Source organism: Vibrio sp. 2130-1, from assembly GCF_033339515.1.
The window spans coordinates 1-511 of record NZ_JAWOUT010000754.1; the positions used below are offsets into that span (position 1 = coordinate 1).

Annotated in this window: 2 pseudogenes; both read right to left on the bottom strand. The window is 47.2% G+C overall.

Features of this window, described 5'->3' with window-relative positions:
* A pseudogene (locus R7Q09_RS28515) lies at window positions 1-188 on the bottom strand (hypothetical protein); the annotation flags it as partial.
* Window positions 189-261: 73 nt separating this feature from the next.
* A pseudogene (locus tag R7Q09_RS28520) lies at window positions 262-511 on the bottom strand (peptidase S41); the annotation flags it as partial.

Genomic DNA, 511 nt, shown 5'->3' on the forward strand with positions numbered 1-511 from the left:
TCTAGTAGCACGTTATCCTTGCCTTTAACTCTGCCTTTCTCAATCAACAAGTGCGGAGACGATTCAAATACGTTGCTTGCGATTCTCGGTGCTGGCGTACCTTGAATTTGTGCAATCGCAGCTTGTACTTCCGTTACGGCCTCCGGCGTGGTTTTAGTGCTTAAGGCTTCAACAGGTTCTCGTGACATTGCTTCACACCCCAAAATCGGTAGTGTTAGTCCAAGGCAAGCACAAAGTCTTATAGCTGTTGCGCACCTTGAACTAGTTGATCTCAACATGTATAGCCTCTATTCTTAGTGGTGAACGGTGATCCTTAAGTGCTGGAGAGTCGCTGTTAAGTGGCATTGTGTTGAAACTCGCAGGAGACACTTGTGGACAAGTTCCTGTATCCATGTAGTTGAGTGCGGCAGATAGCATGCGCTCGGATGTATCGCCTAGCGGCTTCGTTAGGTCGTCATCTACCCAACAACCTTCAACTCGATTATCTAAACCAAGGTTGCTGCTAATTTGG